The sequence below is a fragment of the Nocardia sp. NPDC005978 genome (genome assembly GCF_040614455.1).
Classification (GTDB): domain Bacteria; phylum Actinomycetota; class Actinomycetes; order Mycobacteriales; family Mycobacteriaceae; genus Nocardia.
Window position 1 is genome coordinate 1 of the sequence record NZ_JBEXUS010000014.1, and the last position, 13,179, is coordinate 13,179.

12 protein-coding genes are annotated in these 13,179 nt (G+C 69.8%); 9 read left to right on the top strand and 3 right to left on the bottom strand.

Annotation, left to right across the window (positions count from 1 at the left end):
- Both ABZ319_RS08980 and ABZ319_RS08985 read left to right on the top strand, forming a co-directional pair.
- A partial coding sequence (locus ABZ319_RS08980; RefSeq protein ID WP_354985794.1) for an MFS transporter occupies window positions 1–1,690 on the top strand: 1,690 nt, incomplete at its 5' end.
- 16 nt (window positions 1,691–1,706) lie between these two features.
- Window positions 1,707–2,246, top strand: coding sequence for a DUF2771 domain-containing protein (locus ABZ319_RS08985; protein ID WP_354985795.1), 540 nt, complete (start codon window positions 1,707–1,709; stop codon window positions 2,244–2,246).
- 164 nt (window positions 2,247–2,410) lie between these two features.
- Here the strand turns inward: ABZ319_RS08985 and ABZ319_RS08990 are convergent, their stop codons facing one another.
- A complete protein-coding gene (locus ABZ319_RS08990) occupies window positions 2,411–2,851 on the bottom strand; it encodes a cold-shock protein (RefSeq protein ID WP_354985891.1) in 441 nt (146 codons plus the stop codon).
- 183 nt (window positions 2,852–3,034) lie between these two features.
- Between ABZ319_RS08990 and ABZ319_RS08995 the strand changes: the two genes are divergently transcribed.
- The 4 genes from ABZ319_RS08995 to ABZ319_RS09010 all read left to right on the top strand — a co-directional run bounded on the left by ABZ319_RS08995 (window position 3,035) and on the right by ABZ319_RS09010 (window position 7,141).
- Entirely contained in the window at window positions 3,035–3,265 is a 231-nt protein-coding gene (locus ABZ319_RS08995; protein ID WP_354985796.1) for a hypothetical protein, read from the top strand.
- 506 nt (window positions 3,266–3,771) lie between these two features.
- Complete coding sequence (locus ABZ319_RS09000) at window positions 3,772–4,395, top strand: resuscitation-promoting factor Rpf1 domain-containing protein (protein ID WP_354985797.1); 624 nt, start codon at window positions 3,772–3,774, stop codon at window positions 4,393–4,395.
- A gap of 81 nt (window positions 4,396–4,476) precedes the next feature.
- On the top strand, window positions 4,477–4,665 hold the full coding sequence (locus tag ABZ319_RS09005) for a hypothetical protein (RefSeq protein ID WP_354985798.1): 189 nt from the start codon (window positions 4,477–4,479) through the stop codon (window positions 4,663–4,665).
- A gap of 199 nt (window positions 4,666–4,864) precedes the next feature.
- The gene (locus tag ABZ319_RS09010) at window positions 4,865–7,141 is read left to right on the top strand and encodes a helicase-associated domain-containing protein (protein ID WP_354985892.1); all 2,277 of its coding nucleotides are present in this window, start codon (window positions 4,865–4,867) and stop codon (window positions 7,139–7,141) included.
- Window positions 7,142–7,297: 156 nt separating this feature from the next.
- Here the strand turns inward: ABZ319_RS09010 and ABZ319_RS09015 are convergent, their stop codons facing one another.
- Both ABZ319_RS09015 and ABZ319_RS09020 read right to left on the bottom strand, forming a co-directional pair.
- A complete protein-coding gene (locus tag ABZ319_RS09015; protein WP_354985799.1) occupies window positions 7,298–7,825 on the bottom strand; it encodes a hypothetical protein in 528 nt (175 codons plus the stop codon).
- 316 nt (window positions 7,826–8,141) lie between these two features.
- Entirely contained in the window at window positions 8,142–9,731 is a 1,590-nt protein-coding gene (locus ABZ319_RS09020) for a cellulase family glycosylhydrolase (protein ID WP_354985800.1), read from the bottom strand.
- 345 nt (window positions 9,732–10,076) lie between these two features.
- Here ABZ319_RS09020 and ABZ319_RS09025 point away from each other — a divergent pair, with 345 nt between their 5' ends.
- From ABZ319_RS09025 to ABZ319_RS09035, 3 genes are read left to right on the top strand one after another with little or no spacing between them, the layout of a single operon-like run.
- Window positions 10,077–11,744, top strand: a complete 1,668-nt coding sequence (locus tag ABZ319_RS09025) for a DNA repair helicase XPB (protein ID WP_354985801.1) — start codon at window positions 10,077–10,079, stop codon at window positions 11,742–11,744.
- Window positions 11,745–11,782: 38 nt separating this feature from the next.
- The gene (locus tag ABZ319_RS09030) at window positions 11,783–12,448 is read left to right on the top strand and encodes a DUF3239 domain-containing protein (protein ID WP_354985802.1); all 666 of its coding nucleotides are present in this window, start codon (window positions 11,783–11,785) and stop codon (window positions 12,446–12,448) included.
- A 51-nt stretch (window positions 12,449–12,499) separates the two neighbouring features.
- Window positions 12,500–13,141: a LysE family translocator gene (locus ABZ319_RS09035; RefSeq protein WP_354985803.1), complete on the top strand. Its 642-nt coding sequence runs from the start codon at window positions 12,500–12,502 to the stop codon at window positions 13,139–13,141.
- The last annotated feature ends 38 nt before the right edge of the window (window positions 13,142–13,179 follow it).

Genomic DNA, 13,179 nt, shown 5'->3' on the forward strand with positions numbered 1-13,179 from the left:
GCCGGCGCGCGGGAGCACCGCGCGCTGGTCGCGACGCCGCGTCGAAGCACCCCCCACCCGGCCCCTCGCCGGGCACGGGGACGCCGCGAACCACGACGACCACCCGACCCACCCGACCCGCCCGGCCCCGGCCGCGAATCAGCGTGCGCGCGAGCAGGATCCCCCGCCCGCCCGCGGCGAACCGCATCCCACCCGCCCGGAGACGTCGCCGGGCCAGGAGTTCGCACAGGACGCGGCCGCCGAACCCGAGTACACCGGATTGCACAAGCCGCCACGGAAATTGACCGTCACCCGGGTCGCGGCGCGGCGCAGCCGGGAACTGACCGAACGCGGCATAGCCACCTTCCAGCGCGCGGCCAAGGCCGACGGCGCGGAGGAATCGGGCCTCACCGCGCTCGTCTACGCCACCATGGCCAATTTCGCGACGGACGCCGCGGTCGCGGTGGCCCTGGCCAACACGCTCTTCTTCGCCAGCGCCACCGCCGAATCCAAGACCAAGGTCGCGCTGTATCTGCTCATCACCATCGCCCCGTTCGCGGTGATCGCGCCGCTGATCGGGCCGATGCTGGACCGCCTGCAGCGCGGCAGGCGACTCGCGCTGGCGGGCTCGTTCGCGATCCGCGTGGGCGTGGCGCTGCTGCTGATCTTCAATATCGACAACTGGGCGCTGTATCCGCTCGCGCTCTGCATGATGATCCTGAGCAAATCGTTCTCGGTGCTCAAGAGCGCGGTGACCCCGCGCGTGCTGCCGCCGGGAATCGACCTGGTGCGCACCAACTCCCGGCTCACCGTGTTCGGCCTGGTGGGCGGGACCCTGGGCGCGGGCGGCATCGCGGGCCTGATCGCGGTGATCGCGCATTCGCCCGGCGTGCTGGTGTTCGCCGCCTGCCTGGCCGCACTCGGTGCGTACCTGAGTCTGCGGATTCCGTCCTGGGTCGAGGTCACCGAGGGCGAGGTGCCCGCGACCCTGACCTATCACGGGTCCGATTCGCGCACCGAGGTATTGGAACCGGGCCAGGACGTCACGGTGCAGCCGAGCCGCCGCCGCCAGCCGCTGGGCCGGGCCGTGGTGACCGGCCTGTGGGGCAACGGCACCGTCCGCATCCTGACCGGCTTCCTGACCTTCTACGTCGCCTTCGTCGCCAAGGCCACCGAACACCGCCCGGCACAGCAGGCCGCCATGCTCGGCATCGTCGGCGCGGCCGCGGCGCTGGGCAATTTCGCCGGCAACTTCAGCGGGGCGCGCATGAAGCTGGGCCGCCCGACCCCGATCGTGCTGGCCTGCACCTGCGCCTGCGTGGGCGTCGCGGTGGCGGCTGCGCTGCTGAACAATCTCATCGGGGCGGCGGTCGCGACGCTGGTCGCGGCGGGGGCAAGCGCCCTGGCCAAGGTGTCGCTGGACGCCTCGATCCAGGACGACCTGCCCGCGGAGTCCATCGCCTCGGGCTTCGGGCGTTCGGAGACCGTTCTCCAATTGTCCTGGGTGCTGGGCGGTTCCATGGGCGTACTGCTGCCGACCGTGTGGTGGGAAGGTTTCGCCGCGGTCACGGCGGTCATGGCACTTGGATTGATACAAACCGTCGTCAGCTACCGTGGGCATTCGCTGCTGCCCGGTTTGGGCGGTAACCGACCGCAACACGCGAAGCAGGAGATCCCCGGCGCACACGGCGCCGGCGAACCCACTCAGTGACGGACAGGAACCAACGGTGAGCACACCCAAAGCCCGCACGATCGTCGCACTGCTCGCGGCCCTGCTCGTGGTGGCCGTGGCCTATTTCGCCGTCATCGCCTACGTCGCCCGCGACGTGGAGGCGCCGGACCCGCAGATCACCGCGTACGCGCACGGCAAGTCGGTGACCGTGGACCCGTTCATGTACTGCACCGTCCACGTCGAGAACAACATGCTCGATCTGCGCGACTGCGAGGAGAGCCAGTTCGTGGCCGCGCTGGACGTGCCGCCGGGCTACCCGCTGCAGCTGTCGCTGCCCAAGCAGATCTCCGACGCCCCGTGGCAGATGGTGATGGTCTACGCGCTGCCGGACGGCACCGCGGTGAAACAGGTTGCCACGCACCGCGACTACCCAGAGAACGCGCGCGCCATCACGGTGCAGACCCCGCCCGACCCGCGCCTGCAACTGGCCGTGGTGGAGATCCAGCTCCCGGTCCCGGCCCGCGACGCGGACGGCAACGAGGGCTACATCCCGCACGCGGTCTGGTCGATCCAGAGCATCCAGAAGGATTCCTAGCGGGCCGAATCCCGCGCGTGGTCCGGGCCGCGCCCCGGACCACGCGCCACGAATGCGAGGCCCGGCCTTCGGCGCGAACCCGGCCCCGGCCGGAATCCCCACTCACACAACGGGCCCCGGTGAGCGTCAGCTCACCGGGGCCCGAATGTCCTACGCGACCACAACTAGTGGTCGAGCTCCCGAGCCACGCCGCGCACCACTTCCGCGATCCGCTGGGACATCTTGCGATCCGGGTACTTGCCCCGGCGCAGGTCCGGCTGCACCTTGGTCTCCAGCAGGGTGATCATGTCCTCGATGAGGCCGTGCAGCTCATCGGTGGACTTGCGGACGACCGGCGCCTCGTTCGAGCGGCGGCGCTCACCGCGCTCACCGCGTTCGGCGCGCTCGTTGCGCAGCGGCGGCGGGGTCTCCAGCAGCTTGAGGCTCAGCGCTTGCGGCCCGCGGCGACCGGCGGCCATTCCGAACTCCACCCGCTGCCCGGGCTTGAGCGCCTCGACACCCTCGGGCAGGGCCGACGATCGAACGTAGACGTCCTCACCCTCATCCTGGGAAAGGAAACCGAAGCCCTTTTCGACGTCGTACCACTTCACCTTGCCGGTCGGCACTGCGCTCACCCGTTCACTATTCGATGCCCGGGACTATCCGGGCACTGTCGTGATTGTCGGACCAATCGTCCGCAACCTTCACCGTTTGCGAAAAGAACGCGCCCCACAGCTAGGCAGGACGCGAATGACATCGAGTCTACCCCGGTGTGAATAGCGCGAGCACATCAGTTTTACGGTCTTCACGTGTCCGACTCTTCTTCGCGGCAGGCTCCGCGCAGGTCCGGCGGCTGGCCGCTCACCATCATCATCGCTTTATTCGCGGTGGGGTTGCTGGCGATCATCGCCATCTTCGTCATCGGTCTGCTGACCGATACCGAGCCATGGTTGTGGCTCTATCTGGTCGCGATGCTCTCGCCGCTCGCATTTCTGCTCGGCATCGGCTACGCGCTGTGGTCGGGTCGCCGCGCGCGTTAGTCCGGCACACCCGTCGCACGGATATGGGCGGGGCAATTTCCGATGCCGCGCGCGCACCGCTTCCGATGCCGTGGCGCACCGCGCAATTCACCGTACCGGCCGACGCCGACACGACGGATTGCCCCGTTCGCCACGGCGGCACACTTGTGATCTTCATCACATAACGAAACGGTCACGGCAGGGTGACGGACGCCTATCGGCGCGGGCTCGCCGCGACCACCTGCACAGAAGCGAAACGGAACCCGTTGCGCCGGATAGCGACCCGACGGACACGACGGTTACCAAATGGTGATTTTTGACCGAGACCGCCGTATGGTCACTCATCAGCCGGGTCAGCCCGGCGCCACCGGCCCGCCGCACCAACCTCACCCCGCGGGTACGGACCCCCAACTGGACGAAGGGGTGAGGGCGAGAAACAGCGCGCAGCAGCGCGCCGGGCCGGACGACCTCTCAGTTCGCCCCCGGTAGTCGGTCTCGCAGGAGCGTACGAGAGGAACGACCCGAACATGAGTGGACGCCATCGCAAGCCGAGTAACACCGGACGCACCGTCGCCAAGGTCGCACTGACCAGCGCGATCGTCGGCGGTGCAGGAGTGGCCCTGGCCGGAAACGCCAGTGCGGCACCCGACTCCGACTGGGACCGTCTCGCACAGTGTGAGGCCGGCGGTAACTGGGGCATCAACACCGGCAACGGTTACCAGGGCGGGCTGCAGTTCTCGCCCAGCACCTGGAAGGCCCACGGCGGCGGCGATTACGCCGCGACCGCCAACCAGGCCAGCCGCGAGCAGCAGATCGCCGTCGCCGAGAAGGTGCTCGCCACCCAGGGCTGGGGCGCGTGGCCGTCCTGCTCCTCGAGCCTCGGCCTGACCAGCGGCCCGACGCAGCGCACCGCGCCCGCGCCGCAGCAGGAAGCGCCGCGCTGGAACCCGAACCCGGGTCCCGCCCAGGCCGCCAACGGCGCCCAGGAAGTCTTCCAGGCCGTGGATCGCGCGGTGGAAGTTGTCCAGCAGCAGGGCATTGCGATCCCGCAGCCGGTGATGGACTTCTTCAACGCCACCAAGGCCGGCGGGCAGCTCGACCCGCAGATCGTGAACTTCTACCAGGCGAACAAGGGCCTGCTCCCGGGCTGAGCCGTCACCGTTCGCACTGCGCAAACGCCCCGCATCAATGTCGATGCGGGGCGTTCGTGATTCGCATGCCAGAATGAGGCCGTGGTGAACAAATCGAAGAAACCCTACGTCGACAATGGCTGGCCGGAGACGGCCCAGGGAGACCACGCGGTCACCGAGCTTTCCTCGACCCGCTCGGGTGGACTCTCGCCGTACGGCGAGGACACCGAGTTCCCGCTTCCGGTCGATCAGCTGCCCTACGTGCATCCGCACACGGTCATCAACCGCTGATTCGCCTCACATCCGACAACCATGCGGTTATCGGCGCGGCACACTGTCCGGCGACCGCCGCGGACGCGACCCCGGTCGCCGCGGCGGTCGCTGAACCGCGCCCGATTCCGCCGTTGCGCCGTACCCGTGTCCCGGATCGGGTGAAGTGACCGACACCGCCCCCAAGGCCCGAAAGAGCCGCGCCGCCAAGGCCGCTCCGATTCCGGCAACCCTGCCCGAATGGCTGGCCGCGCTCAGCGACGACCAGTTGGTCGCCCTGCTGCAGCTGCGCCCGGATCTGGCCGTGCCGCTGCCGGGCACCATGGCGGTGCTGGCGGGCCGGACCGAACAGCGGGCCTCGGTGCTGCGGGCCACCGACGAACTCGACACCCTCGATTTCGCGGTCATCGAGACCCTGGTGGTGCAGGGCGCCGCGGATCCGCGCACCGGCGCGCCCGTGCCCAGGCCGCGCCTGCGCGAACTGCTGGGCGATCGGGTCACCGTCACCGCGCTGAACGCGAGCGTGGACAAACTGCGCGCCCGCGCGATCATCTGGGGCGCGGACGCCGAACTGCATCTCACCCCGGCCGCCCAGGAAGCGCTGCCGTGGCCGCTGGGCAGCACCACCGAGCTGCCGGACGCGCTCACCGAACCCGAGATCGCCGCGGCCCTGGGCGAATTGAGCATCCAGGAACGCGGCCTGCTGGAGAAGCTGGCCACCACGGGCCCGCGCGGGCGCACCCGGGACGCGGCGCCCGGCACCCCGGCGGACCGGCCGGTGCCCCGGCTGCTGGGGCTGCGCCTGCTGAACCGGATCGACGAGGAGACGGTGGAGCTGCCCGTCTCGGTGGGTCAGGTGCTGCGCGGGGAACCGGTCACCGATCCGCACGCGCTCGCCGCCCCCAAACCCGCGCTGATCAAACTGGCCGCCGCCGACGTGAACGCCGCGGCCGCCGGCGAGGTCGGTGAACTGCTGCGGCACAGCGCCGCCGTGCTCGAGGTGCTGGGCCAGGCGCCCGCGCCGGTGCTGCGCTCGGGCGGACTCGGCGTGCGCGAGGCGCGGCGCGTGGTCAAGCAGACCGGGGTGGACGAACAGCGGGTCGGCCTGCTCGCCGAGGTGCTGGCGGCGGCACGGCTGCTGGATCGGGGCACGCCCGAACCGGCCCCGGACGCGGGCGACGACGACTTCTGGGCGCCCACCGCGGTGTCCGACGCCTGGCTGGCCGTGCCGCCGGCGCGGCGCTGGGTGCTGCTCGCCCAGGCCTGGCTGGAGCTGGACCGCTTCCCGTGGATGATCGGGCTGCGCGACGCCAACGACAAACCCCTGGCCGCGCTCTCCCCCGAGCTGCGGAACGCGCACGCGGTGCGCGATCGCCGCGCCATCCTGAGCCTGCTGGCCGAATATCCCACCGGCACCACCGTGTCCACCGCCGATCTGGGCCGCGCGCTGGCGTGGCGGCAGCCGCGCTGGCGGCGGCACTACCGGTTGGAGTCGGTGGAGCGGACCCTGGCCGAGGCGCAGGCGCTCGGCCTGGTGGCACGCGGGGCGATCACCTCCGCCGGCCGTGCGTTGCTGCACGGTAGCCAGGAGGACGCCGAGTCCGAGATGGCGGCCGCGCTGCCCGCACCCGTGGATCACGTACTGGTGCAGGCGGATCTGACGGTCATCGCGCCCGGGCCGCTGATCCCCGACCTGCAGGATCGGGTGTCGCTGGTCGCGGACGTCGAATCCGCCGGTGCGGCAACGGTGTACCGGGTCAGCGAGAACTCGGTGCGGCGGGCGCTGGACGCGGGCGCGACCGCGGCCGAACTGCACCATCTGTTCACCACCCACTCGCGCACCCCCGTGCCCCAGGCGCTGACCTATCTCATCGACGATGTGGCCCGCAGGCACGGCCGCCTGCGCGCGGGAATGGCGCAATCCTTCGTGCGCAGTGAGGATCCCGCGCTGCTGGCCGAGGTGCTGGCCGCGCCCGTCGCCGGTGAGCTGGCACTGCGCGCGGTGGCGCCCACGGTCGCGATCTCCCAGGCCGCGCTCGGCGAGGTGCTGGAGAAGCTGCGCGCCGCGGGTTTCAGCCCGGCGGGCGAGGATTCCTCCGGGGCGATCGTGGACCTGCGCGCGCGGGGCGCCCGCATCGCCGGGCGCGGGCAGCAGAAGCAGCAGTGGCGGCCCAATCCGCCCTCCCCCGACCAACTCCGGTCACTGGTCGCCGAACTGCGCGCCGGTGAGCGCGCGGCCCATGCCCGGGGCGGGCAGACCGTGCGCGCGGACGGTTCGCGCACGACCACCACCGCCACCATGAACCTGCTGCAGCTGGCCGCCCGCACCCGCCGCAGCGTGCACATCAGCTACGTGGACGCCGCCGGCGTCGCGACCCAGCGCGTGGTCGAACCGCTGAACATCACCAGCGGTCAACTCGACGCCGTCGATCCGGTGACCGGCGCGGTCCGCCAGTTCACCCTGCATCGCATCGCCTCGGTCGCCCTGATCGACTGACGTCCGCGCGAACGCGAAAACCCCGGGACAACGTCACTGGGACGCCGCCGCCGGGGTTTCACCGAAGGCCACGATCGAATTCGCCGCCCGCCCGGGTTCGGGCGAAGCCAGGTTCTGTCGGGGTTCGGGGGGCGAAGCCCCCGAGAGTCGGCCGATCTACTTGGGGTTGCCCAGGCAGAAGGTGATCTTGGCTTCGGTCAGGGCGTGGAAGTTGGTGTCGGTGGCCGGATCGCAGAGGAACTCGTCGGCCTGGCCGTCGACCCGCTTGGTCACCTTGAAGCTCGCCTCGGGGGCGTTGCAATCCACGAACTTGTAACCGGTGGTGGGGCTTTCGTTGTAGCAGGCGCCCTCCTTGAAGTTGGGCGTCAGGCACAGGAACGCGGTCGTGCCACCGTTGAGCGTCTCCTCGTAGGAGGTCTGCTCGTCCTTGCACTCGGTCTTGGTGTCGAAGACCTGGGCGATCTTGTAGACCGCCTTCTCCGAGGAGCAGTCGATGGGCTCCGTCTTGGAATCGACCATCGAGCCCTCGATGACGTTGATGCAGTCACCGACCTTCGACTTGGCGGTCTCGGATTTGCTGGCGTCCTTGATCATCGAACACCCGGTGACGGCCAACATTGCCACGGCCATCGCCACCAGGGCGATGACGAGGCGCGTGATCAGCCTCGTACCTGCGAACTTCACGTGCGAAAACCTTTCTCACCGAACCATTCACGGCTGCCGTGAACGCGGTGAGGATACCTGTGCGAGATCGGCGGCCGCAGCACCGCGGCCGCCTGTTTCCGACGTGCGAGCCGAAGATCTCAGAGCATGGACAGTCCGCGCATACCCAACCAGGCGTAACCGAGCATCATCGGGAGCAGTTGGGTGAACAGCTGCGGGCTGAAGGCGATCATGTGTTCCCTCTCGATCTGGGCGCATGTCCAGCAGCGGCGCCTCGCACGTGTGTCGTTCCCGGGCGAACGGTCGTTACACCCGCGAACCCAGAAAATATTCCCGGTCAGCGCCCGGATCCGCTACCCGCCGAACCGGAGTCGGCCGAACCCGGGGACGAACCCGAATCCGCGGAACCCGAACCCGATCCGGAGTCCGCGGAGCCCGCGGACGAACCGCCCGATCCGGTGCCCACGGGCCCGGTGGGCACGGTCGCGCCCGGGGAGCCGGGCCGGTTGATGTAGACGCTGACCGGCCCCGAGCCGGCGGCGGTCACGGTCACCAGGCGCGCACCCGGCGCGGAGGTCACCGTCCCGCCGTCCACCCGCACCTCGTAGCCGCCGGGGTAGTGCAGATCCGATACGTAGATCTCGGTCGGCGCGGCGAGCGCGCGCGGGGTGTAGCGGTAGGCGAAATCGCCGTCGGCCGGATCGAAGATCATGCGACCCGGCGTGCCCGCGGTCGCCCGCGGATAGGTGCGCACGAGTTCGCGGCCGATGTCGCCGAGGAACGGATCCGGGCGCGGGCCGCCCGCGCCGAACCGCGAGGAGTAGTGCCAGTACTGCCAGCCGATGAAACGCTCGTCGGCGCGTTTCAGGGTGTTGCGCAGCACCGTCGGGTCGCCGTCGCCGAATTCGGTGACCAACGTGGGCAGGTCGGTGCGCGCGGTGAAGCTGTCGATGTTGCCCCAGGTCTTGTCCTGCTGCACCGGGCACAGGCCGCGCAGGAACGCGGGCAGGCCGAGATAGATCGCGAGCTGACTGGGGATGCAGTAGTCGTGCGGGGCGAAGGCGATCTGCGGCGCGGTGATCGGCGGATTCTTGCCCAGGTTCGTGGGCATGGTCTCGTTCCAGGTCACGTTGGGTTCCCAGAACACCATGATGTCGCCGTTGCGCGCTCGCACCGCGTCGGTCAACTTCTGCATGGCCCCTTGATATTTGGCGTCGAAGCCGGGGCAGCCGTTGGGGAAGCAGGACAGGAACGGGGTGCCCGGCCAGGGCTCGTTGATCAACTCGATGCCGAGTACCCCCGCGCGCCCGTTCATTTCGGCGGCGAGCGCGCCGAGCGCCTGGCCCAGGTAGTCCAGGACGCCGTTGTTGTTGTTCCACACCTCGTCCCAGCCCAGGTTCATGCTGGGCATGAGGTAGTAGAGCGGGAAGCCGAGGTTGGGTTCGAGGGCGCTCGGGCGTGAACTCAGCGACCATTCGGGAAAGCCGTTGCCGCCCCAGATCTTCGACAGCCCGTCCTGGTGGTTGTCGAGCAGGGTGTGGATTCCGTACTGCGCCAGGGTGTCCACCACCGCGCCGACCCGGTCCAGGTAGGCGGTATCGACCACGCCGCGGGTGGGCATCAGGCCGTCGAAGGAGACCCCGAGCCGCACGGTGTTGAAGCCGTGCCCGGCCAGCAGCGCCGCGTCCTGATCGGTGAGGGTGAAGCCGTCGCCGAGTTCGACGTAGGGCGCGTCCTTGTCCACGTTGTTCACACCGTGCAGCAGCACGACGCGTCCGGATTCGTCGACGAAGTCGCCGCCCTCGATGTGCAGGGTCTCGCCCGCCGGTGCGGCGGTCGCGTTCGGCGGCGCGGTCAGTAGCGCGGCCCCGAGCGCCGCGGTGATCAGCCCCGCCGCCCATCGTCCGCCTCGGTGTCCCCTGCGCATCGGCAACCTCTATTCAGGTGTCGCCGCCCGGTCTCGTGAACCGGGCGGTGTGGATCAATCGTCCAACTTGGACAGTTGCCCAAGTTGGGTGTGATCGTAGCCACGAAAACTGGGGGCTTGATCGTTTCGGCCGAAATACTCGAGCCGCGGTGGACGTTGTCCACGCTCGACGAGCGCGCCCGGCCGTGCCGGACACCAGAACCGTCCCCACCCGCCCGGCCCCCTGCCCGTCACCGGCGGTGCTCGCGCCGGTGGTAGCGGACCCGCGCTCCGCGCGACAACCTGTCGGCGCGATCAGGAACAATGGACAACGGCCCGATCGGGTCCGACAAGCCAGGAGGTGCCGTGACCGATTCGGTCCAGGGTCCGCTCATCGTTCAAAGCGACAAGACACTACTGCTGGAGATCGACCACGCCGCGGCCAACGCCGCCCGCCAGGCCATCGCACCCTTCGCCGAGCTCGAACGCGCGCCCGAACACGTGCACACCTATCGCATCACCCCGCTGGCGCTGTGGAACGCGCGCGCGGCCGGGCACGACGCCGAGCAGGTGGTGGACGCGCTGGTGAAGTACTCCCGGTACGCGGTCCCGCAGCCGCTGCTGGTGGACATCGTCGACACCATGGCCCGGTACGGCCGCCTGCAGCTGGTGAAGAATCCCGCGCACGGCCTGACCCTGGTGAGCCTGGATCGCGCGGTGCTCGAGGAGGTGCTGCGGCACAAGAAGCTCGCGCCCATGTTCGGCGCGCGTGTGGACCCGGACACCGTGGTGGTGCATCCCTCCGAGCGCGGGCGCATCAAGCAGATGCTGCTCAAGATCGGCTGGCCGGCCGAGGACCTCGCCGGGTACGTCGACGGCGAGGCGCACACCATCGACCTGGACTACTCCGGCGGCAACTGGCACCTGCGCGACTATCAGGAACTGGCCGCCGACTCGTTCTGGGCGGGCGGCTCGGGCGTGGTGGTGCTGCCCTGCGGCGCGGGCAAGACCATGGTCGGCGCGGCGGCGATGGCCAAGGCCAAGGCGACCACCCTCATTTTGGTCACCAATACCGTGGCCGGGCGGCAGTGGCGGCGCGAGCTGCTCGCGCGCACCTCGCTCACCGAGGACGAGATCGGCGAATACTCCGGCGAGCGCAAGGAGATCCGCCCCGTCACCATCGCCACGTACCAGGTGATCACGCGGAAATCCAAGGGCGAGTACCGGCATCTCGAGCTGTTCGACAGCCGCGACTGGGGCCTGGTCATCTACGACGAGGTGCACCTGCTGCCCGCGCCGGTGTTCCGCATGACCGCGGATCTGCAGTCGCGCCGCCGCCTCGGCCTGACCGCGACCCTGGTGCGCGAGGACGGCCGCGAGGGCGACGTGTTCTCGCTCATCGGCCCCAAGCGCTACGACGCGCCGTGGAAGGACATCGAGGCACAGGGCTGGATCGCCCCGGCCGACTGCGTCGAGGTCCGGGTGACCCTCACCGACGCCGAGCGCATGGCCTACGCGGTCGCCGAGCCGGAGGAGCGCTACAAGCTGTGCTCGACCGCGCGCACCAAACTGCCGGTGGTGGAATCGATTCTGGCTCGGCACCAGGGTTCGCCGAGCCTGGTGATCGGGGCGTACCTGGATCAGCTCGAGGAGCTGGGCGCGCATCTGAACGCGCCCGTCATCCAGGGCTCCACCCGCACGAAGGAGCGCGAGGAGCTCTTCGACGCCTTCCGGCGCGGGGAGATCCCGGTGCTGGTGGTGTCCAAGGTCGCGAACTTCTCCATCGATCTACCGGAAGCCTCTGTGGCGGTTCAGGTTTCGGGCACCTTCGGCTCGCGGCAGGAGGAGGCGCAGCGACTCGGGCGGCTGCTGCGACCCAAACAGGACGGCGGCCAGGCGCACTTCTATTCGGTGGTCGCGCGTGACACCCTGGACGCCGAATACGCCGCGCACCGGCAGCGTTTCCTGGCCGAGCAGGGGTATGCCTACCGCATCACCGATGCGGACGACCTGCTGGGGCCGACGTTAGGATAACTGGAGAGACAGCCTCCAGTAGGCGAGAGGGAACGCACGTGCGACGCTTCGAATTCGCGGTGGACCGTGAGCATGCCCGGGCGGTCAACGAAGTCGTCGCGGATCTGCGGCGGTTGCGGGTGGTGGCGATCGGGGCGGCCGTGCTGCTCGGGGTCGGCACCGCCTACCTGGTGTGGCTGGATCATCCGTGGTCGTACCTGCTCGCGGTGGCGTTCGCGCTGGGCGCGGCCACCTCGCTGTTCATCGGGCTGTGGACCCCGCACCGGGGCCGGGTCGACAAGCTGTACGCCGCAGGCGAACTCGTGCCGGCGGTGGTGTCGGAGATCAACGGCCGCGGGGTCCTGCTGCTGGCGCTCGTGAAGCTGGCCAAACCCAGTTCGGACGGGCCGCGCTACGCGCTGGTGACGCGCTCGGTGCGCACGCTGCCGGGCCATCACGCGCGCGCCGGGGAGCGGGTGCCCGCGGTCACGGTCCGGGTCGATCGGGCACCGGGGTCGGTCGATCTGCGGCAGACGGTCAGCGCCATGCCCATCGCCTGGGGCACCCGGGATCTGAACGTCATCGAACGGGCTCGCGCCGCCATCCGCGAAGTGGAGTGGCAGCTGCTCACCGATAATCTCGACCTGGCCGCCAAGGCCCGCCGGGTCGACGCCAAGCGACTGCTGCTCGATCCCCAGCAGCTGCCCGAGGAAATGCGCGGGTAGCCCGCCGTCGTTCCGGCGAAAAGGCTTGTGCCGCTGAGTAGCATCGACAGGATGATCCCCGGCGCGAATCTGGTGGCCTTCTTCGTTGCCGCCGTGGCCCTGATCGTCATCCCCGGTCCGGGCGTGCTGTTCGTCATCGGCCGCGCACTCACGCACGGCCGCCGGGCCGCGATGTTCTCCGTGCTCGGGCATTCCGCCGGGGTGCTCGTGGTCCTGCTGTTCGTCGCCGCCGGTCTCGGCGTGGTGATCGCGGCCTCGGCCGTCGCGCTCACCGTGGTGAAACTGGCGGGCGCGGTGTATCTGATTCACCTGGGAATACAGGCGATTCGGCAGCGCCGGTCGCTGCGCGAGGCCTGGGAGGCGTCCGCCGATCCGGGCGAAGGCGGGCGGATGCTGCGACAGGCGTTCCTGGTCGGGGTGAGCAATCCGAAGGCCATCATCTTCTTCTCGGCGGTGCTGCCGCAGTTCGTCGCGCCCGAGGGCGGGCCGGTCCCGCTGCAGCTGCTGATCTTCGGATTGATCTTCATCGGCATCGCGCTGGTCTCGGACTCCTCGTGGGCGTTGATGGCCGGGCTCGCCCGAGAGTGGTTCGCGCGCTCGCCCAAGCGGCTGGAGGCGGTCGGCGGCGCGGGCGGCGTGATGATCATCGGGCTGGGCGCGAGCGTCGCGGTGTCCGGCTCCACCGGCCACTGACGCCGGGGCCGCCGGCCGCGATCGGCGCCCCCGCGAAG

What these genes read in the sequence shown, in the direction of transcription:
- ABZ319_RS09000 (WP_354985797.1), top strand. Translation starts at nt 3,772, where the DNA reads ATGAGTGGACGCCATCGCAAGCCGAGTAACACCGGACGCACCGTCGCC.
- ABZ319_RS09020 (WP_354985800.1), bottom strand. Translation starts at nt 9,731, where the DNA reads ATGCGCAGGGGACACCGAGGCGGACGATGGGCGGCGGGGCTGATCACC.
- ABZ319_RS09035 (WP_354985803.1), top strand. Translation starts at nt 12,500, where the DNA reads ATGATCCCCGGCGCGAATCTGGTGGCCTTCTTCGTTGCCGCCGTGGCC.